The organism is Pseudomonas sp. CCI3.1 (genome assembly GCF_034313985.1).
In the GTDB taxonomy this organism is placed as follows: Bacteria; Pseudomonadota; Gammaproteobacteria; order Pseudomonadales; family Pseudomonadaceae; genus Aquipseudomonas; species Aquipseudomonas psychrophila.
This window is the reverse complement of record NZ_JAVIWO010000001.1, coordinates 3,381,908-3,401,199: the sequence shown is the minus strand read 5'-3', so window position 1 is coordinate 3,401,199 and position 19,292 is coordinate 3,381,908. Positions and strand designations below refer to the sequence as shown.

Genomic DNA, 19,292 nt, shown 5'->3' with positions numbered 1-19,292 from the left:
CGTCTCTCTCAAAAATCGTCGCCGCCCATGCCTATAACACCGCTTGCCAGTCGTCCCCATGACCATTCTCATTGTGTCCACAGTGCGCTCACTGAGGCCGATGTCCTGTGCGCGCAAAAGGGCCTGCGCCTGACCGCGTTGCGTCGTCGGGTGCTGGAGCTGGTGTGGCAGAGCCACAAGCCGCTGGGCGCCTACGACATTCTGGCCGTGCTCAGCGAGCAGGACGGCCGTCGCGCAGCACCGCCGACCGTTTATCGCGCGCTGGACTTCCTGCTCGACAATGGTCTGGTGCACCGCATCTCGTCGCTCAATGCCTTTGTCGGCTGCAGCCATCCCGAGCATCCGCATCAGGGACAGTTCCTGATCTGTCGCACGTGCCACGCCGCGATCGAGCTTGAACAAAAAACCATCAGTGACGCGATTATCAACAGCGCACGGGATGTCGGCTTTACTGTCGAAGGCCAAACCGTCGAAGTGGTCGGTTTGTGTTCCGGTTGCCGGGAGGCTTGATGAGCGCTGCACTGATTCGCCTGCAGGACGTCACCGTGACGTATGCCGGGCAAAACGTACTCGACACTATTGAGCTGAGCGTTGAACCGGGCCAGATCGTGACCCTGATCGGCCCCAACGGCGCCGGTAAAACCACACTGGTCAAGGCCGTGCTCGGCCTGCTCAAGCCCACCAGTGGCAGTGTTTGGCGCAAGCCTAAACTGCGCGTCGGCTACATGCCGCAAAAGCTCCACGTTGACCCGACGCTGCCATTGTCGGTGCTGCGCTTTCTGCGTCTGGTGCCCGGCGTAGATCGCGCCCAGGCCCTTGAAGCGCTCAAGGAAGTCGGCGCCGAGAAGGTGATCGACAGCCCGGTGCAAAGCGTTTCAGGCGGTGAAATGCAGCGCGTACTGCTGGCCCGCGCCCTGCTGCGCAAACCCGAATTGCTGGTGCTCGACGAGCCGGTTCAAGGGGTGGACGTGGCTGGCCAGTCGGAGCTGTATGCCCTGATCACGCGCCTGCGCGACCGCCACGGTTGCGGCGTGCTGATGGTCTCCCACGACTTGCATCTGGTCATGAGCACTACCGATCAGGTGGTGTGCCTCAACCGCCACGTGTGCTGTTCTGGTCACCCAGAGCAAGTGAGCAGCGACCCGGCCTTTGTTGAGTTGTTTGGTAAAAACGCACAAAGCCTGGCGATTTATCACCACCATCACGACCACGCCCATGACTTGCATGGCTCAGTGGTCAGCGAAAATACCCCGGCGACATCCGCCCACGTTCATGGAGAAGGCTGCAAGCATGGCTGATTTTCTGCTGTACGCCCTGCTGGCAGGTCTGGCTCTGGCAATTGTTGCAGGACCTTTGGGTTCGTTCGTGGTGTGGAGGCGCATGGCCTACTTCGGCGACACGTTGTCGCACGCGGCCCTGCTGGGTGTAGCAATGGGCTTCTTGCTGGACATCAGCCCCACCATCGCCGTAACCGTGGGCTGCTTGCTGCTGGCCGTGCTACTGGTCACGCTTCAACAGCGCCAATCGCTTGCTTCCGACACGTTGCTCGGAATTCTCGCCCCTAGTACCTTGTCCCTCGGGCTGGTCGTACTAAGCTTCATGCATGAAGTTCGGATCGATCTGATGGCGTATTTGTTTGGTGACCTGTTGGCCATCAGCCCTACTGATCTGATGTGGATTTTGGGCGGCAGCGCTGCGGTGCTGGCGCTTCTGGTTGCACTGTGGCGGCCACTGCTGGCAATCACGGTGCACGAAGAACTGGCCACGGTTGAAGGTTTGCCAGTGGCAGCGTTACGCTTGACTCTGATGCTGTTGATCGCGGTGGTGATTGCCGTGGCGATGAAGATCGTTGGCGTGTTGTTGATCACCTCCCTGCTGATTATTCCGGCGGCAGCGGCCCAACGCCATGCACGTTCTCCGGAGCAAATGGCGCTGGGGGCGAGCATGCTGGGGATACTGGCGGTGTGTGGTGGCCTGGCATTGTCATGGTTCAAGGACACGCCGGCAGGGCCATCGATTGTGGTGTCTGCCGCCGCACTGTTTTTGCTGAGTTTTGTTCTGCCCCGTCGAGGGGTGTAGACTTGCTTGTTTTTTGCGCACTTAGAGAGCCGCAGGAATGAAGCTGTTCAACTTCCGTTACTTGCTCCTGGCCGCATTTTCCTTGCTGCTGGGCGCCTGCCAAAGCACGCCGTCGGCTGACACTACTGCCGTCGACGCACGCGCTGCGGCCATCGCACAGCTGGAGCAAAACCTGGCCAGCAGCGAACTCGCGACCGCTGAGGACCAACTGAGCACCTTGCAGGCCCAGTCTGGGGATGATCCGCAATTGGTTCAGTACCAGCGCCAACTGGCCGAAGCCTACCTGCAGCGCAGCCAGATCGTTCTGCAAAAAGGTGACGTCAACGCCGCAGCCACAGCCCTGAGCCGTGCCCGCGCCCTGATGCCCAAGGCACCTGCACTGACAGGCGGCGTCAACAGCGCCATTGCCCAGGCACGCAAGGCCGAGCTGGAAAAAGCCGAGGCCGCCCTCAAGGCAGCCGAAGCACGCCCACCGGCCAAGGTGATCGACCCTGCAGCCGAAAGCACCACCGTGGCGCTGAACATTGCCGATGTTGCAAAACTTCGCCATCAACTGGATTTGATCGCGCAAGATATCGTCAATTACCAGTGCACTGTCAGCCTGCAGGTTCCGCGGACGGCTGATTACCCTTGGCTGGCAACGCTGATCAGCAAACGGGTCAAAAAGCTCGATCCCGACTTCGATCTCAAACTTGAGCGTCAGATCATTCGCCACGTGCCTGCACAAATGGTGCTGATCCCAAGTAAGCCGCAATAGCTCGTCAACCGTTGGCTGCGATCTTTTACGAGAAGCAAAAGATCGCAGCTTTCAGCCTCTTCTAACGGTGTACTGCGTCCTCAGGCAGGAATCGCCTTGGCCTTCGCCTCTCGTGCCCACACCCGATGTTGCGAAATAGCCGCGAAAAATGCCTTCAGCTCCTTGGCATCTTTGATCACCAACAACCCTTCATCCGCCTGCAAATGCAGCACATCCAGCAGCTGTTTGGCTTCGCCGTGCAAAGCGATCGCCTTGAGGTGCTTGTAAGCTTCCAGCAGGTAATGCAAAGCCACGCCATCACCGCTCAAGGCCTTGATTGACGCCGCTCCACCCGGCACATACACCGCGTCGAACGCCACCGAGGGCAGGCCTTCCATCGACCCGTCCACCGCCAGCAAAGTGCCGTCAGCGGTTTTGACCGGCGCGCTGGTTGGCCCCAGCAACTTGGCATGCGCCCCTTCGGCAGCAAGCGCCTGTTTCAACACATCAATCGCCTGACCATCTACCCCGTTGGCAGCCAGAATTGCCACCTTGCGGGTTTTGATATTGCCCGCCAGCAAGTTGGCCTGACTCAGGGCCGGGGATTGAGTGACGCTGACCTTGCGTTCAGCCACAGTCCCGGCCTTCGGAGCTGGCAAGCCGAGGTTTTCGGCCACGCGCCCGGCCAGCCTCAGGTCAATATTCGCCAAGATCTCGTTCACCTGGCGCGCACGGATCGTCTCGCGCTCCACCTTGCCCAGTTCAAAACTGTAAGCCGCAATAATGTGCTCTTGCTCGTGCTTGCTCATGCTGTTGAAAAACAGCCGCGCCTGGGAGAAATGATCGCTGAACGATTCACTGCGCTGACGAATCTTGTTGGCGTCGATGCGCTCCGGGTAACTCTCGAACCCGCCATCGCTGGCAGCGGGTGGCGTTTCTTTAGGCCAGCCGCCATCGATGGAATTGGGTTCGTAGGACGCACGCCCCTTGTGGATGGTGCTGCGGTGCTGGGCATCACGCTGATTGTTATGGAATGGCGCTACCGGACGGTTGATCGGGATTTCATGAAAGTTCGGTCCGCCAAGACGGCTGATCTGCGTATCGGTGTAGGAAAACAGACGGCCTTGCAGTAAGGGATCATTGGAGAAGTCGATCCCCGGCACAATATGCCCCGGGCAAAACGCAACCTGCTCGGTTTCGGCAAAGAAGTTGTCCGGATTACGGTTGAGCACCATTTTGCCCAGCGGCGTAATCGGGATCACTTCTTCAGGAATCAGTTTGGTCGGATCCAGAATGTCGAAGTCGAATGCGTGCTCATCCTCTTCGGGAATGATCTGAACGCCGAATTCCCACTCAGGATAGTCACCGGTTTCAATGGCGTCCCACAGATCGCGCCGATGAAAGTCAGTGTCTTTACCAGCCAGCTTTTGCGCTTCATCCCACACCAAAGAGCAGGTACCCACGCTCGGCCGCCAGTGAAACTTGACGAAGTTCGACTTTCCTTCGGCGTTGATAAAGCGAAAGGTATGCACCCCAAAACCCTGCATGCTTCTCAGGCTTTTCGGGATGGCTCGATCGGACATGGCCCAAATGACCATATGCGCTGATTCCGGAACCAGCGAGACGAAGTCCCAGAAAGTGTCATGGGCCGAGCCACCGGTAGGCATTTCGTTATGGGGCTCGGGTTTTACGGCATGCACGAAGTCGGGGAACTTGATCGCATCCTGAATGAAGAACACCGGCATATTGTTGCCGACCAGGTCGAAATTACCTTCGTCCGTGAAGAACTTGACGGCAAACCCACGTACGTCTCGCACCGTATCCCCAGACCCCCTCGGACCTTGCACCGTAGAAAACCGCACAAACACCGGAGTTTTTTTACCCGGGTCCTGCAGGAAACCTGCCTTGGTCAAGGCACTGTGGGACTCATAAGCCTGGAAGTAGCCATGTGCGCCACTGCCTCGGGCATGCACGATGCGCTCTGGAATACGCTCATGGTCAAAATGGGTGATTTTTTCCCGCATGATGAAGTCTTCCAGCAGCGACGGGCCACGCGCACCGGCTTTCAGGGTGTTTTGATTGTCCGCAATCTTCACCCCCTGATTGGTGCGCAATGCCTGGTCGGTGGCGTCATCGCGGAAGGCTTCAAGGCTTTCCAGTTTGACGTTGCTGTTGCCACGATCCAAGGTGTCGGTGCCGGCCATCTGGCTCTTATTGGAAGACGGTTTTTTGCTACTCATCAGACTAAACTCCTTGTTTGCGAAAGCCCCATGAATCGGGCTTTGTAGACAAATTTCCCGAGGCGGGATGCGAGCTGCTTAAGTACTGACGCCTTGCCTTTGCCGTCGTTCCTTTTTTCTGACCTTTAGTCGTCTTATTGCCAAATCAAAGGATCCTGCGCAAATAAATGCTAAGAGCCTCTATACGAGCACGATAAGATGCGTGCCCGGCTTACCGCTGAACTTCTATTTACGCGCCCACAAGGTTCGCTACGTGATTGAGTTTCATAACGTTCATAAAACTTACCGGGTTGCCGGTAAGGACATTCCCGCGCTGCACTCCACCACTTTGCGTGTTGAGAGCGGCCAGGTGTTCGGCCTGATTGGCCACTCCGGTGCGGGTAAAAGTACATTGCTGCGCCTGATCAACCGTCTCGAGACCCCGAGCGGCGGCAAGATCATTGTCGACAACGAAGACGTCACCGCGATGGACGCCAACGGCCTGCGTCGTTTGCGCCAGCAAGTCGGCATGATCTTCCAGCATTTCAACCTGCTGGCTTCCAAGACCGTTGCTGACAACGTAGCAATGCCGCTGACACTGGCCGGTGAATTGTCCCGCAGTGCCATCGACCAACGCGTAGCCGAGTTGCTCGAGCGCGTGGGCTTGTCCGAGCACGCCAAAAAATACCCGGCGCAACTTTCGGGCGGCCAGAAACAGCGCGTGGGCATTGCCCGTGCCCTGGCCACCAAACCCAAGGTTTTGCTGTGCGACGAAGCCACCAGTGCCCTCGACCCGCAAACCACCGCCTCGGTGCTGCAACTGCTGGCCGAAATCAACCGGGAGCTGAAGCTGACCATCGTGTTGATCACCCACGAGATGGATGTGATCCGACGCGTGTGTGATGAAGTGGCCGTGATGGATGCCGGCGTAATCGTCGAGCAAGGCCCGGTGGCGCAGGTGTTTTTGCACCCCACGCACCCGACCACCAAGCGTTTTGTGCAGGAGGACGAGCAGGTCGACGAGAGCGAGCAGCGCGACGATTTCGCCCATGTCCCAGGCCGTATCGTACGCCTGACCTTCCAGGGCGAATCTACCTACGCGCCGTTGCTGGGCACCATCGCCCGCGAAACGGGTGTGGACTACAGCATCCTGGCAGGTCGCATTGACCGCATCAAAGACACCCCTTATGGGCAACTGACCCTCGCCATCACCGGTGGGGACATGGAAGCGGCTTTCGCCAGCTTCGTTGCCGCTGACGTTCATATGGAGGTGCTGCGCTAATGGACGCTTTCTTGAGTTTTTTCTCCAACATCGACTGGCTGGAAATCTGGCTGGCCACCGGCGACACCCTGATGATGCTCGGCGGTTCGCTGCTGTTCACCATCGTGCTGGGCCTGCCGCTGGGTGTGTTGCTGTTTTTGTGCAGCCCGCGCCAACTGTTCGAACAAAAGACCGTGTACGCCTTTCTGTCGCTGGCGGTGAACATTCTGCGTTCGCTGCCGTTCATCATCCTGCTGATTGTGATGATCCCCTTCACAGTACTGATTACCGGCACCTCGCTGGGCGTCGCCGGTGCAATTCCGCCACTGGTGGTGGGCGCTACGCCGTTCTTCGCCCGTCTGGTAGAAACCGCACTGCGTGAAGTGGATCGCGGGATCATCGAGGCCACCCAGGCAATGGGCGCCAGCACCCGTCAGATCATCACCAGCGCCTTGCTACCTGAAGCGCGCCCCGGCATCTTTGCAGCCATTACCGTGACCGCCATCACTCTGGTGGGTTACACGGCGATGGCCGGTGTGGTCGGCGCAGGCGGTCTGGGTGACCTGGCAATCCGTTTCGGCTATCAACGCTTCCAGACCGACGTAATGATCGTCACAGTGGTGCTGTTGCTGATTCTGGTGCAAATTCTGCAAACCGTTGGCGACAGGCTGGTGGTTCACTTTTCGCGTAAGTAAACGCGACCCGCGTCAATAAACGTAACCGCCAGCCAACGGCTGGCAGATACCTGAACCCAGGTATTCACAAGGAGTTGCTGAATGAAGAAGTTATTTGCTGCTGTGGCCGCTGTTGCGGCGTTTTCGGCCCACGCGGGCGACCTGTCGGTAGCCGCTTCTCCGGTGCCGCATGCCGAGATCCTGGAGTTCGTGAAACCTGCACTGGCCAAAGAAGGCGTGAACCTTAAGGTCAAGGTCTTCACCGACTACATCCAGCCAAACGTACAAGTGGCCGAAAAGCGTCTGGACGCCAACTTCTTCCAGCACCAGCCGTACCTGGATGAGTTCAACAAGGCCAAGGGCACACACTTGGTCAGCGTTGCAGCCGTTCACCTCGAGCCGCTGGGTGCTTACTCGAGCAAGTACAAAAAGCTGGATGAACTGAAGGACGGCAGCACCGTTGTCATCCCCAATGACGCCACCAACGGCGGCCGTGCCCTGCTGTTGCTGGACAAGGCAGGTCTGATCAAGCTCAAGGACTCGACCAACATCCTGTCCACGGTCAAGGACATCACCGCAAACCCTAAAAACCTGAAGTTCCGCGAGCTGGAAGCCGCCACTATTCCGCGCGTGCTGACCCAGGTTGATCTGGCGCTGATCAACACCAACTACGCGCTGGAAGCCAAGCTGAATCCGGAAAAAGATGCGCTGGTCATTGAAGGCAGCGACTCGCCTTACGTGAACATTCTGGTAGCTCGCCCGGACGACAAAGATTCGGCTGACATGCAAAAGCTGGTGGCTGCCCTGCATACCCCGGAAGTGAAAGCCTTCATTCTGGAAAAATACAAAGGCGCCATCGTTCCGGCGTTCTAAGCACTACCTTGTAGAGACTCTGTTGCAGGTCAGGCCCTATTGGGGGAGCGAGCAGGCTCGCTCCCACAGTTGCCGTTTCCTGCCGCTACCGCTGCCGCAGGCTGCGATAAGGGCAGTAGGACCTTCATAGACTGAGGGTCGCTTCGCACCCCTTCGCTGCCTTCGGCAGCGACTACAGGCTTCTTTCCCTTACTTGCGCTCAACCAACCCCGGCAATTGGGCAACCATCTTCTGGTTGTTGAACGGTGCGCGGATGAAACCTCGCTGAGTGCCATCCGGCCCGATCAGCGCCAGGTTGCCGCTGTGATCCACGGTGTAGTTCGGTTTGCTGGTGTCCGCCGGAATGAACGGAATGCTCACTGCGTTGGCCAGTGTTTGCAGTTCCTCGATGGAACCTGGGGTCAGGCCCACAAACTGCGGGTCAAAGTAGCCCAGGTATTGCTTGAGCTGTTGCGGTGTATCGCGATTGGGGTCGACGCTGACCAGTACGATTTGCAGTTTGTCCTGCACCTCTTTAGGCAGCTCGCTTTTGATCTGACGCAGCTGAGCCAGGGTGGTCGGGCAAATGTCCGGGCAGAAGGTGTAGCCAAAAAACAGCATGCTCCACTTGTCTTTCAGCGCGTTCATCACCACCGGCTGACCGTCTTGGTTGGTCATCGTCACATCCGGCAACTGGCGGCTTTGCGGGAGCAGAATGATCCCGGCATCAATCAGGGACGTGTTGTCGCCCTGCTCCTTGCCCGACATCATTTTGTTGAACGTCAGGCCCATGACCAACGCCACCAGCGCAACGAGGATATAGACGGTTTTTTGAGTTTTAGTCATAGGTTCAACACTAGGTAGTGATCGACAAGCAGCGCGATAAACAGCAAGAACAGGTAGTAGATAGAATACTTGAACGTGTTGATCGCCGCGTGCGGCTGGGTGCCACGGTACAGCACCCACGCCCAATGCAGAAAGCGTGCGCCCAACCCTAGCGCACACACCAGATAGAGCAAGCCGCTCATGTGAATCACAAACGGCAGCAAGCTGACTGCCAGCAGCACCAAGGTGTACAGCACGATATGCACCTTGGTGTAGTGCTCGCCATGGGTCACCGGCAACATCGGGATATCCGCCTTGGCGTATTCCTCCTTGCGATGAATGGCCAGCGCCCAAAAATGCGGCGGGGTCCAGGCGAAGATAATCAACACCAGCAGCAGCGGCTCGGCGGTGACATGCCCCGTGACTGCCACCCACCCGAGTAATGGCGGTGCCGCCCCGGCCAAGCCGCCGATCACAATATTTTGCGGCGTGGCCCGCTTCAAGAAACCGGTGTAAATCACTGCATAACCGAGCAAGGAAGCCAGCGTCAGCCAGGCGGTTAGCGGATTGGTAAACACCAGCAGCAACCCCATGCCCGCCAAGGCCAACAACAGGGCGAAGGACAGCGCGCCAAGCGGTGACACACGCCCCTGAGCCAACGGGCGTTTATGGGTGCGAGCCATGACGGCGTCAATTCGCCGGTCCACCACATGGTTGACCGCCGCCGCACCGCCCGCACACAGACCAATCCCCAGATTCCCGAAGATCAGCACAGTCCAGGGCACACCGGCGCGAGTTGCCAAAAACATGCCCACCAGCGAGGTAATCAGCATCAGTACCAGCACTTTGGGTTTGGTCAGTTCCAGATAATCCCGCCACACCGCTTGCTGCGCTCGTTCGCCAATCAAGGTCGCCACGGCTGTTCTCCTTTAAGGCTGAAGGTCCAGCGGGCAAAGCGCGGGGCCCTGACTCTGACCAGTGCCGTACGCGCGTGGTAATTGACCAGCACCAGCGTGAGCAATAACGCCGCGCCACCGGCGTTGTGTGCCACCGCCACCACCAGTGGCAAACCAAACACTACATTGCTGAGCCCCAGACTGACTTGCACCGCCAGCGCCACCAGCAGTAACCCCGCCAGGCGGGTCATGCCTACCCTGCGCAACTGCCAGGCCAGGCCTAGCAGCACCAGCGTCAGCAACAACGCGCCAAGTCGGTGGGTCAGATGGATCGCCGTGCGGGCTTCACTGTCCAGTTGCCCGCCAAGGTAGTTGGGGCCGATGTGCTGGGTCAGATGAAAACCATTGGCGAAATCAGCCTCGGGCCACCATTGGCCGTGACAGGTCGGTACGTCGACACAGGCCACGGCGGCATAGTTTGAGCTGACCCAGCCCCCGAGCGCGATTTGCATGATCGCCAGCACTAACCCGGCGGTGGCCCAACGCTGCAAGCGACGCGGTACGGCCAGCGCTGGCAATACGCCAGAAAGGCGCAGGGTCAATAAAAACAACAGGCTCAAAGTTGCAAAGCCGCCCAGTAAATGCCCCGTAACAACCTGCGGCCACAATTTGAGCGTTACCGTCCACATGCCAAAAGCCGCCTGGGCGATCACCACCAGCAAAATGAACAACGGCAGCTTGAGCGGTTGATCCGGCAAACGACGTTGCCGCCACGCCCGCGCCGCCAGCAGCACAATCAATAAGCCCAAGGTGCCGGCGAAATAACGATGGGTCATCTCACTCCAGCCCTTGTCGGCCTCCACGGGCGTATCGGGAAAGTGCAGTTCAGCGTGAGCCAGTTGAGCCTCGGTCTTAGGCACGCTGATAAAGCCGTAGCAACCGGGCCAGTCCGGGCAGCCGAGCCCGGCGTGGGTCAGGCGGGTGTAGGCGCCGAGCAGCACCACCACCAGCGCCAGCAGGGTGGCAAACAACGCGAGGCGAAATCCAGCTTTGGCCATGACATAGCCCTCTATCCGATATTGGACAGCTTGAGCAGGAGGCGCAGATCGTTGAGCACGTCCTTGCCGATAACCCCGGGGCCGTAGCGCAGCACCAGATTGCCGTGGGGGTCGATGATCCACAGTTGCGCGGCACCGTTGCCCTCGGCGCCCTGTGTATAAGTCGGCACGTCCAGGCTGTAGCGCTGTAACTGCGGGTATTCGAGTTGAAGTTTGGCCGCGTAGGCCGGGTCTACAGGCTGTGCAACCGCCAGCCCGTGGCTGGCACGGGAGGCATCGCGGCCCAGACCGATTTGCAGTTGGCGGGCCAGATACACCAGTTGCTGACAATCCGCTGCGCAGGCTTGTGGCGCGGTCACCAGCAATTGCCAGCGCTGCTCATCGGCAGCTACCCCAAGGGCGGCCCGGGTTTGCCCGTCGCCGATCAGCTCACCGTGATAGCTACGGCTGTCGGGCACCCAGAATTTGAGTTTGTACATGCCCGTGGCCAACACCATGGGGCCAACGGTAAGCAGCAAAATAAGGATCAGTTGCAACCGTCCGCGCCGACGTGCAGCCGGGGACGGGACGCGTGCGGTATCAGGTTGATTGATGGCCGTTCCCATGGCGTTTCTCCTGAGCAGTGTGCCAACCGAGGTACAGATAAAGACCGAGCAAGGCCAGCGCCATCGCGAACCACTGCACGGCATAAGCGGTGTGTTTCTCCGGGCCCATGCCCGTGGAGATCAGCGGCCAGTCGGCCTGATACGCTGCGGGGCCCCGAGCGATGCGCACTTCTTTGGCAAAGCCTTCGCGGCTTAGCTCGACCCACAATTTGTCAGGGGTCACTGCCGTCACCAGCCGTGGCCAGGGCGCGTCCGACGGATCGGCGTGTAACTGAAAGGGCGCGCCCGGAGACTCATAGACCCAGGCCTGGACATCCAGTATGTGTTCGGGGGTACTGAACACGGGCGGCGTCTGGCGACTCGGCCACGGCAGCCAGCCGCGGTTGAGCAACAGCCACTGCCCGCTGGCCTGATCCTGAAACGGTTGCAGCAGCTCGACGCCGACCTTGCCGTCGCGTACACGGTTGTCCAGCAGCAGGCTGTGCTGCCCATCGAAATGCCCGCGCAACTGCACGCGCCGAAAGGCCGGGTCGTCAAGGGTCAACAGTTGCCCAGCCGTCACCGGCGCGGCCATCTGGCGTTCGGCGTAACTGTCGAGCAGCACACGTTTTTGCTCACCGCGACCGAGCTGCCAGAACCCCAAAAACACCAGTAACGGCAGCAACGCCAACACCACCAAAGTCGGCGCGATACCGGGGCGAAAGCGCGTCATGACCGGCTCATATTACGTAAACAAACAAGAACAGACCGAGCCAGACCACGTCCACAAAATGCCAATACCACGTCGCGGCCTGAAAGCCGAACTGGTGCTCGGCAGTGAAATGCCCCCGCATGATACGAATCAGCATAATCAACAAAATCAGCGCACCAATGGTGACGTGGGCCCCGTGAAAACCGGTGAGCATAAAGAACGTCGCGCCGTAGATCCCTGAGCCAAGGGTGAGTCCCAGTTCCTTGTACGCGTGGACATATTCTTCGGCCTGGAACCCCAGAAAGCCGACGCCCAGCAGCACCGTCACTCCCAACCAGAACTTCAATGCACCTCGATGACCCTTGTTCAGTGCGAAGTGGGCGATGGTGAGCGTGATGCTGGAGCTGACCAGCAACACCGTGTTCAGCAGTGGCAAGCCCCAAGGGCTGATAGTGCCTTTGGGCGGCGGGTAAAGGGCTGGATCGGGGGTGTGCAGCAGCGGCCAGGTAAATTGAAAGTCAGGCCACAACATGTGCGCTACCCCCTTGCTGCCTTCGCCCCCCAGCCAGGGGCCCGCAAAGTGGCGTACGTAAAACAGCGCACCAAAAAACGCGAGAAAGAACATCACCTCGGAAAAAATAAACCAGGTCATGCCCCAGCGAAACGAGCGGTCTAGTTGAGCGCTGTAGAGCCCGGCACGACTCTCCTTGATGACCGCTGCGAACCAGCCAAACATCATGTAGGCGACGATCAAGGCACCGACAAAGAAGATCAGCGGCCCATGGGATTCCGGCCGCACCGCCTTCAGATCGTTGAACCAGGTTCCCAGGCCATACACCGTGACCAGCAAGCCTATCGTGGCAATGATCGGCCACTTGCTTTGCGCCGGGACGTAGTACTGATCGTGAGTTGCCATGGGGCTTTCTCCTTATCGGGAAGGCTGGTCAGCGTCCTTGCCAGCGATAGCGGCGACGGGCGGATGGCGAGCGGTGATGTCGAACAGCGTGTAAGCCAGCGTCAGGTGTTTCACATCCTTGGGCATGGCCCGATCGACGATAAAGCGCATCGGCATTTCGATCCGTTCACCCGGTTGCAGCACCTGTTGGGTAAAGCAAAAACACTCGGTTTTGTGAAAGTACTGGGCCGCTTCAGCGGGAGAAATACTCGGCACCGCTTGCGCCGACATGGGGTGGTCGGTGGGGTTGTAGGCCACAAAGACCATCTCGTTGACCGAGCCCGGGTTGACCACTAACTGATCGCCCTTGGGGTAAAACTCCCACACCATGTCGATGGCATTGGTAGACAAAAACTGCACCTTCACCTGACGACTCGGGTCCACCACTTGCTCACCTTCGTACTGCCCGGCGGTTTTGCCGTTGATACCGAAGGCCCTGCACATCACGTCGTAAATCGGCACAAGTGCGAAGCCGAAGGCGAACATCACCACCACCATCAATGACAGGCGCAGGACCAGGCGTTTGATCGGCTTTGAGTTGTTCACACCCAATCTCCTCTAGAGCAAAAGCCCCTCACCCTAGGCCTCTCCCGAAGGGTGAGGGTTGGGGTGAGGAGCTTTTGGATGTTCACTTGATCTCCGGCGGCGTTGTAAAGGTGTGATACGGCGCCGGTGAAGACACGCTCCACTCCAGGCCTTCGGCACCGTCCCACGGCTTGGCCGGTGCTTTCGGGCCGCCGCGAATGCATTTAATGACGATAAACAGAAACAGAAACTGCGTTGCACCGAACATGAATCCGCCAATCGACGACACCATGTTGAAGTCGGCAAATTGCAGGTTGTAGTCCGGGATCCGTCGCGGCATGCCCGCAAGGCCCACAAAGTGCATCGGGAAGAAGGTCAGGTTCATGCCCACAAACGACAGCCAGAAATGCAGCTTGCCCAAGGTTTCGTCGTACATGTGGCCGGTCCATTTCGGCAGCCAGTAGTAGGTCGAGGCGAAGATCCCGAAGATTGCCCCCGGCACCAGCACATAGTGGAAATGCGCCACCACAAAATAGGTGTCGTGGTACTGGAAGTCCGCAGGGGCAATGGCCAGCATCAACCCAGAAAACCCGCCAATGGTGAACAGAATCACAAAGGCCACGGCGAACAGCATGGGGGTTTCAAAGGTCAGCGAGCCTTGCCACATGGTGCTGGCCCAGTTGAACACCTTGACCCCGGTCGGCACCGCAATCAGTAACGTTGCGTACATGAAGAACAGCTCGCCAACCAAGGGGATCCCGACCACAAACATGTGGTGCGCCCACACGATGAACGACAGGAACGCGATGCTGGCCGTGGCGTAGACCATCGAGGTGTAGCCGAACAAGGGCTTGCGCGAGAAGGTCGGAATGATCGCGCTCACAGCACCGAATGCCGGCAGGATCATGATGTAGACCTCGGGATGGCCGAAGAACCAGAACACATGCTGGAACAAGACCGGGTCCCCTCCCCCTGCCGCGTTAAAAAAACTGGTGCCGAAGTGAATGTCCATCAACATCATGGTCACCACGCCTGCCAGCACGGGCATTACTGCGATCAGCAAAAAAGCCGTGATCAGCCAGGTCCAGACAAACAGCGGCATTTTCATCAAGGTCATGCCGGGGGCACGCAGATTGAGGATGGTGGCGATCACGTTAATCGCGCCCATGATCGAACTAATGCCCATCAAATGAATAGCAAATATGAAGAACGTTACGCTTTCGGGTGCATACGTTGTGGACAGCGGCGCATAGAACGTCCAGCCGAAATTTGGCCCGCCGCCTGCAGTAAACAAGGTCGAAATCAGCAGCAGGAACGCTGCGGGGAGCAGCCAGAAGCTGAAGTTGTTCATCCTCGGCAAAGCCATGTCGGGTGCGCCGATCATCAACGGAATCATCCAGTTGGCCAGGCCGACGAACGCCGGCATCACCGCGCCGAACACCATGATCAGCCCATGCATGGTGGTCATCTGGTTGAAAAAGGCCGGGGCCACAATCTGCAGACCGGGCTGGAACAGCTCGGCGCGAATGACCATGGCGAACGAACCGCCGAGCAGGAACATGCAGAAGCTGAACCACAGGTACAAGGTGCCGATGTCTTTATGGTTTGTAGTCAACACCCAGCGCATCAGGCCTTTGGCCGGACCATGGGCCTGACCGTCTGCATGTCCGTGGTCATCGATAACAGCACTCATGTCCTGACTCCTGCTAACAGCTGGACCAAGAAGCCGGCGGCAGATTGCCCCCGACCGTCGCGTGCGCACATCACTGAGCGGCTCACTTGCCTTCTGCCTGTTTGAGCGCCAGCACGTCTTTTGGCGTCACCATGTCGCCCTTGTTGTTGCCCCAGGCGTTGCGTTCATAGGTCACGACGGCGGCGATATCGACTTCGGACAGCTGCTTGCCGAAGGCGGCCATGGCCGTGCCCGGCTTGCCGAAATACACGCGGTGCAGGTGATCGGCGGCTGGGCCGATGGCAATCGGCGAGCCCTTGAGCGCAGGGAACATGGGCGGCAGCCCCTGGCCTTCGGCCTGGTGACAGGCCACGCAGGCGGTGTGATAGACCTTGTCCCCACGGGCCACCAGCTCGTCGAGGGTCCATTCCTTGCTGGTCAGCTCCTTGAGCTGTGCAGCCTGGGCCTTGCGCTCGGTCATCCAGGCGTCGTAGTCCGCACGAGTTTTGACATCGACCACAATCGGCATAAACCCGTGGTCCTTGCCGCACAGCTCGGCGCATTGACCCCGATAGATCCCGGGCTTCTCGACCCGGGTCCAGGCCTCGTTGATAAAGCCCGGAATGGCGTCACGCTTGACCGCAAAGGCAGGTACCCACCAGGAGTGGATAACGTCGGCCGAGGTCACCAAAAACCGCACTTTGGCGCCAATGGGCAGCACCAGCGGCTCATCGACTTCGAGCAGGTAATGCTCGCCCTTGGGGGCCTGGTTATGGATTTGATCGGCAGGAGTGGACAGGTTGCTGAAGAACTCGACGTCCTGGCCCAGGTATTTGTAATGCCACTTCCACTGATAGCCGGTGACCTGGATGTCCACATCCGACTCACTGCTGTCGTAGATATTGATCAGCGTTTTGGTCGCAGGCACGGCCATCGCGATCAGGATTACCAGGGGGATGACGGTCCAGAGAATTTCGACCGTGGTGCTTTCATGAAACTTGGCCGCCACCTGTCCGGTGGAGCGGCGGTGAACAATCATCGACCAGAACATAGCACCGAAGACGATGATGCCGATCACCACACAGATCCAGAAGATGATCATGTGCAGATCGAAAACCGCATGACTGACTTCCGTCGCCCCAGGCGACATGTTCACGGTCCAGGCCGCATGAGCCTGGCCGAACACTGACCACAACAGCAAGCCCATCCATAGATGTGGATGTCGCATCGCGGTGCTCCCCTTTATTTTTCTTGTTATTGCGCCGGTCTGCATCTGTGAAACGGGCAGCGCTACAAGGGGGCGGTTTTAAAACCTGCGAACTCTTACCGCCGAGCCTCGTCTGCTCAAGCAGTCGGGCGTCATCGAAAAACGGTTACAAAAACGAGTATAGACACCGAGCCCAACCCCGCAATGCGAGGGGTAAAAACAATGAAATAAGCCCCATCGACAAATGGCACTCACTGCCCGGTCATAAAATGAATAACAATACTCCCCCTGAAAAAAAGGCACTCCTTGACTTGAGGAGGGCTACTTTTAAAGTAATTCCCTGCCTAGCACCCCCCTGGAGTTCCAATGAACACCGCCGCCATCCGCGTGCAGATCTCGCGTGCCCAAGAACATGAGGCCGAAACGGGCCTGCTCGCCAAGCATCTGGCCGCTCAATTGCCACACCTTCACACCGCCATTCAACTGCCTGAAGTCGACCGCAATCTGGTGATGACGCGTTTCGTCAGCGCCTATATCGACCAGGTACCCGACCTGCTGGATGCGGCCAATGAGGTCGCTCGCGAGGCCGGTATCGAATCGCAAATCAAGCCGATACTGAAAATCGCCGAACAGTTTTTTGCTCAGCCACTGCCCCTGCTCACTGGCCACGAAGGGCTTGAGGGTTTGCTGGACGAGGCTTACCTGGCGCATCGCCTGGTTGAAGAGGTCAACGATCTCTACATCAAGCACTTCCAGCAGCCGTTGATCCCGCTGGACATGACCGTGGCCAATCTGATTGCCCATCAATTGATTGGCGAAGACTTTGCCAACCAACTGGACGCTGCCGTGCATCACGCTGTTGACCTGATGCTTAACGACGAGAGCTTCGCCCTGGAGTCGGTCGAAGCCTACCGCGAGCGCCTGACCAGCCCAGAGACCGGCGCAGCCTGGAAACGCTGGCCATGCCTGTCCAAGCAATTGGGCGTTGGTTTGGCGCTGTAACAGTGGTTGCAGGAAGACTTCAGCTGTGGGAGCGAGCCTGCTCGCGAAGGCCATTCGCGAGCAGGCTCGCTCCCACAGGTCATGCTGTTTAAAACCGCGCTTTAGGCGTCGCACTCGGGATCGGGTTGGTGCCATCCAGTGGCAGAAAGGCGCCCTTGTCGGCGTCGTAGGCCTTGATCTGGCTGGTTTCGATGTCGTACACCCAACCATGAATAAACAGATGCCCGTTGGCCATGCGTGATGCCACCGACGGGTGCGTGCGCAAGTGCTGCAACTGGGCGATCACGTTCTCTTCGGTCAGCACGTGCATGCTTTCGGCCTCGTTGGCGCAGTTACAGTTGTCCTGCACCATGGTCTTGGCCACTTCAACATGATGCAACCAGGCTTTTACCGTCGGCATTTTTTTCAGGCTGGCGGGGTTGAGCACTGCACGCATCGCACCGCAATCGGAATGCCCGCAAATGATGATGTGCTGCACACCCAGTGCCAGTACCGCGTACTCGATGGCTGTCGAAACACCACCATTCATCTGACCGTAAGGTGGCACAACGTTGCCAACGTTGCGGGTCACGAACAAATCACCCGGCGCGCTTTGGGTGATCAGCTCCGGCACGATTCGCGAATCGGCGCAGGCGATAAACATCGCACGCGGGCTTTGTGCCGTGGCGAGTTTTTTGAAAAAGGCTTCTTGTTCAGGGAAGATTTCGTGATGAAAGTGCAGAAAGCCATCAACGATGTGGTGCAGTGCTGTATCAGCACTTTCAGCCGCGGCCGAGGGCTGTGGTTTAGGCTTGTCAGTCATCGGTATATCCCTGGGCAAAGTGGAGACGAATGTTACCTGAACTCAAATCCTGCTGAAAATACACAACCCGTAGCAACTTTCAGCAACGGACTACAAATCCAGGGCTGCCAGCGCCTGTGCCGCGTCTTCCAGTTCCAGTTCACTGAACACCTGAACGCCCGCCCGGATCAACAACGCCGCCGTCACGCCCTGCCCCTCGACCTTAACGCCGCCAAAACTGCCGTCATAGGTCAGCAAATTGCCGCAAGACGGACTGTTGGCCTTGAGGATAGCAATGCGGATACCGTGCTGCGTCACCAACTCCAGCGCCTGCTGGGCACCCGATACAAACGCTTCGGTCACATCCTCGCCTTCGGCGGTCATCACCGGTGCTCTGCCCGCGAGCACATCGACCCCTTGGCCGCCGGGTATTTCCGCCGGTGCACGGGGAGTCGGCAACCCTCCCGCCACTTCCGGGCACAAGGCAACGACCCGGCCTTCAGCCTGCCATTGGGCCAATTGTGCATACGGACCGCTGGCTCCGCCGTCGTAGCGCACGGGATGGCCCAGCAGGCAGCGGCTGATCAACAGTTTGTGGCTCATAGAAATATCTCGGTGGCACGACGGCGAAACCAACCGGTCAACGACAGTCGATCACGGGTCGCAGGCATCACTTCGTGAGGGATCTCCCCTGAGAGGAATACCACCAGACAACCGCCTATAGGCAGCACGTCATAGTCGACATTTCCGTCGAGGTACATGCGCAAATGTCCACCGTGCTCGGGCAGCCAGCTCTGGTTGAGGTACACCACGGCCGACACCATGCGTCTGTCGTCGTCGCGAAAACGGTCCAGATGCTTGAGGTAGAACGCGCCGGGGGGGTACAGCGCGAAGTGGCTTTCAAAGTCCTCCAGGCCCAAAAAAAGCCTGCGATTCATGGCGACTCGCAGGCTTTCCATTAGCTCCAGATAACTGTCACAGGCCAGCGCCTCTCCCGGTTCCAGCCATTGGATATGGTCACCGCGTATACCCTCTCGAACCTCCTGCGTTAGGCCGCGTCCAACCGCTGCGGGAGTGAGTTCACCTTCAACAGAACGTTTATGGCACTCAGCCGCTAGCTCGAGGGTCAAAGCCTCGGGCAGGAAAATATTTTGCTGTGACCATCCCTGTGCGTACAGGTCGTCGACGATGCGTAGAAACAGCGGGTGATCAGAGGGGATTGGCATGGCGCGCATAGTATCGAGCCGCCTCAAA

General features: G+C 58.6%; 21 protein-coding genes. 8 read left to right on the top strand and 13 right to left on the bottom strand.

Annotated features, from left to right (window positions below; translation table 11 throughout):
* Positions 1–27: 27 nt before the first annotated feature.
* The 4 genes from RGV06_RS15540 to RGV06_RS15525 are packed head-to-tail and all read left to right on the top strand — an operon-like array spanning position 28 to position 2,836.
* Positions 28–510: a Fur family transcriptional regulator gene (locus tag RGV06_RS15540; RefSeq protein WP_019828141.1), complete on the top strand. Its 483-nt coding sequence runs from the start codon at positions 28–30 to the stop codon at positions 508–510.
* Positions 510–1,298, top strand: a complete 789-nt coding sequence (gene znuC / locus RGV06_RS15535; RefSeq protein WP_019828143.1) for a zinc ABC transporter ATP-binding protein ZnuC — start codon at positions 510–512, stop codon at positions 1,296–1,298. The genes RGV06_RS15540 and znuC overlap by 1 nt, the downstream gene beginning before the upstream one ends.
* Positions 1,291–2,079, top strand: a complete 789-nt coding sequence (znuB, locus tag RGV06_RS15530; protein ID WP_019828144.1) for a zinc ABC transporter permease subunit ZnuB — start codon at positions 1,291–1,293, stop codon at positions 2,077–2,079. The genes znuC and znuB overlap by 8 nt, the downstream gene beginning before the upstream one ends.
* A gap of 37 nt (positions 2,080–2,116) precedes the next feature.
* Entirely contained in the window at positions 2,117–2,836 is a 720-nt protein-coding gene (locus RGV06_RS15525) for a PA5502 family lipoprotein (protein WP_048352586.1), read from the top strand.
* Between the two features lie 80 nt (positions 2,837–2,916).
* Here the strand turns inward: RGV06_RS15525 and katE are convergent, their stop codons facing one another.
* Positions 2,917–5,091, bottom strand: coding sequence for a catalase HPII (gene katE, locus RGV06_RS15520; RefSeq protein ID WP_322151893.1), 2,175 nt, complete (start codon positions 5,089–5,091; stop codon positions 2,917–2,919).
* Positions 5,092–5,308: 217 nt separating this feature from the next.
* Here katE and RGV06_RS15515 point away from each other — a divergent pair, with 217 nt between their 5' ends.
* The 3 genes from RGV06_RS15515 to RGV06_RS15505 all read left to right on the top strand — a co-directional run bounded on the left by RGV06_RS15515 (position 5,309) and on the right by RGV06_RS15505 (position 7,842).
* On the top strand, positions 5,309–6,316 hold the full coding sequence (locus RGV06_RS15515; protein WP_322151892.1) for a methionine ABC transporter ATP-binding protein: 1,008 nt from the start codon (positions 5,309–5,311) through the stop codon (positions 6,314–6,316).
* Positions 6,316–6,990: a methionine ABC transporter permease gene (locus RGV06_RS15510; RefSeq protein ID WP_019828150.1), complete on the top strand. Its 675-nt coding sequence runs from the start codon at positions 6,316–6,318 to the stop codon at positions 6,988–6,990. Before RGV06_RS15515 ends, RGV06_RS15510 begins: the two co-directional genes overlap by 1 nt.
* Before the next feature lie 81 nt (positions 6,991–7,071).
* A complete protein-coding gene (locus tag RGV06_RS15505) occupies positions 7,072–7,842 on the top strand; it encodes a MetQ/NlpA family ABC transporter substrate-binding protein (protein WP_046809345.1) in 771 nt (256 codons plus the stop codon).
* Positions 7,843–8,031: 189 nt separating this feature from the next.
* Here RGV06_RS15505 and RGV06_RS15500 read toward each other — a convergent pair whose 3' ends face one another.
* The 9 genes from RGV06_RS15500 to coxB all read right to left on the bottom strand — a co-directional run bounded on the left by RGV06_RS15500 (position 8,032) and on the right by coxB (position 16,276).
* Positions 8,032–8,667 carry an SCO family protein gene (locus tag RGV06_RS15500; RefSeq protein WP_198822719.1) on the bottom strand — a complete coding sequence of 212 codons (636 nt, stop codon included), beginning with the start codon at positions 8,665–8,667 and terminating at the stop codon, positions 8,032–8,034.
* The gene (gene cyoE, locus RGV06_RS15495) at positions 8,664–9,563 is read right to left on the bottom strand and encodes a heme o synthase (protein WP_048352584.1); all 900 of its coding nucleotides are present in this window, start codon (positions 9,561–9,563) and stop codon (positions 8,664–8,666) included. The genes RGV06_RS15500 and cyoE overlap by 4 nt, the downstream gene beginning before the upstream one ends.
* Positions 9,551–10,600 (bottom strand): COX15/CtaA family protein, encoded by a 1,050-nt coding sequence (locus RGV06_RS15490; RefSeq protein ID WP_019828156.1) that lies wholly within the window; start codon positions 10,598–10,600, stop codon positions 9,551–9,553. Before RGV06_RS15490 ends, cyoE begins: the two co-directional genes overlap by 13 nt.
* 11 nt (positions 10,601–10,611) lie before the next feature.
* A complete protein-coding gene (locus RGV06_RS15485) occupies positions 10,612–11,205 on the bottom strand; it encodes a hypothetical protein (protein ID WP_046809342.1) in 594 nt (197 codons plus the stop codon).
* Entirely contained in the window at positions 11,180–11,917 is a 738-nt protein-coding gene (locus RGV06_RS15480; protein WP_322150412.1) for an SURF1 family protein, read from the bottom strand. The genes RGV06_RS15485 and RGV06_RS15480 overlap by 26 nt, the downstream gene beginning before the upstream one ends.
* Positions 11,918–11,924: 7 nt before the next feature.
* On the bottom strand, positions 11,925–12,812 hold the full coding sequence (locus tag RGV06_RS15475; protein ID WP_019828161.1) for a cytochrome c oxidase subunit 3: 888 nt from the start codon (positions 12,810–12,812) through the stop codon (positions 11,925–11,927).
* 12 nt (positions 12,813–12,824) lie between these two features.
* Positions 12,825–13,397, bottom strand: a complete 573-nt coding sequence (locus RGV06_RS15470) for a cytochrome c oxidase assembly protein (RefSeq protein WP_019828162.1) — start codon at positions 13,395–13,397, stop codon at positions 12,825–12,827.
* A gap of 82 nt (positions 13,398–13,479) precedes the next feature.
* Positions 13,480–15,069, bottom strand: a complete 1,590-nt coding sequence (gene ctaD / locus RGV06_RS15465; protein ID WP_322150410.1) for a cytochrome c oxidase subunit I — start codon at positions 15,067–15,069, stop codon at positions 13,480–13,482.
* Between the two features lie 82 nt (positions 15,070–15,151).
* Positions 15,152–16,276: a cytochrome c oxidase subunit II gene (coxB, locus tag RGV06_RS15460; RefSeq protein ID WP_322150408.1), complete on the bottom strand. Its 1,125-nt coding sequence runs from the start codon at positions 16,274–16,276 to the stop codon at positions 15,152–15,154.
* Between the two features lie 345 nt (positions 16,277–16,621).
* Here coxB and RGV06_RS15455 point away from each other — a divergent pair, with 345 nt between their 5' ends.
* Entirely contained in the window at positions 16,622–17,257 is a 636-nt protein-coding gene (locus tag RGV06_RS15455; RefSeq protein ID WP_019828166.1) for a hypothetical protein, read from the top strand.
* A gap of 88 nt (positions 17,258–17,345) precedes the next feature.
* Here the strand turns inward: RGV06_RS15455 and RGV06_RS15450 are convergent, their stop codons facing one another.
* From RGV06_RS15450 to RGV06_RS15440, 3 genes are all read right to left on the bottom strand, one after another.
* Positions 17,346–18,059: a carbonic anhydrase gene (locus RGV06_RS15450; RefSeq protein WP_019828168.1), complete on the bottom strand. Its 714-nt coding sequence runs from the start codon at positions 18,057–18,059 to the stop codon at positions 17,346–17,348.
* A gap of 90 nt (positions 18,060–18,149) precedes the next feature.
* Positions 18,150–18,641: a DUF523 domain-containing protein gene (locus RGV06_RS15445; RefSeq protein WP_019828169.1), complete on the bottom strand. Its 492-nt coding sequence runs from the start codon at positions 18,639–18,641 to the stop codon at positions 18,150–18,152.
* Complete coding sequence (locus RGV06_RS15440) at positions 18,638–19,273, bottom strand: 2OG-Fe(II) oxygenase (protein ID WP_322150405.1); 636 nt, start codon at positions 19,271–19,273, stop codon at positions 18,638–18,640. The genes RGV06_RS15445 and RGV06_RS15440 overlap by 4 nt, the downstream gene beginning before the upstream one ends.
* Between the last annotated feature and the right edge of the window lie 19 nt (positions 19,274–19,292).

Coding starts and splice junctions, on each gene's coding strand:
- RGV06_RS15480 (WP_322150412.1), bottom strand. CDS start 11,917: ATGACGCGCTTTCGCCCCGGTATCGCGCCGACTTTGGTGGTGTTGGCG.
- RGV06_RS15440 (WP_322150405.1), bottom strand. CDS start 19,273: ATGCGCGCCATGCCAATCCCCTCTGATCACCCGCTGTTTCTACGCATC.
- ctaD (WP_322150410.1), bottom strand. CDS start 15,069: ATGAGTGCTGTTATCGATGACCACGGACATGCAGACGGTCAGGCCCAT.
- RGV06_RS15540 (WP_019828141.1), top strand. CDS start 28: ATGCCTATAACACCGCTTGCCAGTCGTCCCCATGACCATTCTCATTGT.
- znuC (WP_019828143.1), top strand. CDS start 510: ATGAGCGCTGCACTGATTCGCCTGCAGGACGTCACCGTGACGTATGCC.
- RGV06_RS15500 (WP_198822719.1), bottom strand. CDS start 8,667: ATGACTAAAACTCAAAAAACCGTCTATATCCTCGTTGCGCTGGTGGCG.
- RGV06_RS15525 (WP_048352586.1), top strand. CDS start 2,117: ATGAAGCTGTTCAACTTCCGTTACTTGCTCCTGGCCGCATTTTCCTTG.
- RGV06_RS15510 (WP_019828150.1), top strand. CDS start 6,316: ATGGACGCTTTCTTGAGTTTTTTCTCCAACATCGACTGGCTGGAAATC.
- RGV06_RS15475 (WP_019828161.1), bottom strand. CDS start 12,812: ATGGCAACTCACGATCAGTACTACGTCCCGGCGCAAAGCAAGTGGCCG.
- RGV06_RS15445 (WP_019828169.1), bottom strand. CDS start 18,641: ATGAGCCACAAACTGTTGATCAGCCGCTGCCTGCTGGGCCATCCCGTG.
- RGV06_RS15505 (WP_046809345.1), top strand. CDS start 7,072: ATGAAGAAGTTATTTGCTGCTGTGGCCGCTGTTGCGGCGTTTTCGGCC.
- RGV06_RS15485 (WP_046809342.1), bottom strand. CDS start 11,205: ATGGGAACGGCCATCAATCAACCTGATACCGCACGCGTCCCGTCCCCG.
- RGV06_RS15455 (WP_019828166.1), top strand. CDS start 16,622: ATGAACACCGCCGCCATCCGCGTGCAGATCTCGCGTGCCCAAGAACAT.
- znuB (WP_019828144.1), top strand. CDS start 1,291: ATGGCTGATTTTCTGCTGTACGCCCTGCTGGCAGGTCTGGCTCTGGCA.
- RGV06_RS15490 (WP_019828156.1), bottom strand. CDS start 10,600: ATGGCCAAAGCTGGATTTCGCCTCGCGTTGTTTGCCACCCTGCTGGCG.
- RGV06_RS15450 (WP_019828168.1), bottom strand. CDS start 18,059: ATGACTGACAAGCCTAAACCACAGCCCTCGGCCGCGGCTGAAAGTGCT.
- coxB (WP_322150408.1), bottom strand. CDS start 16,276: ATGCGACATCCACATCTATGGATGGGCTTGCTGTTGTGGTCAGTGTTC.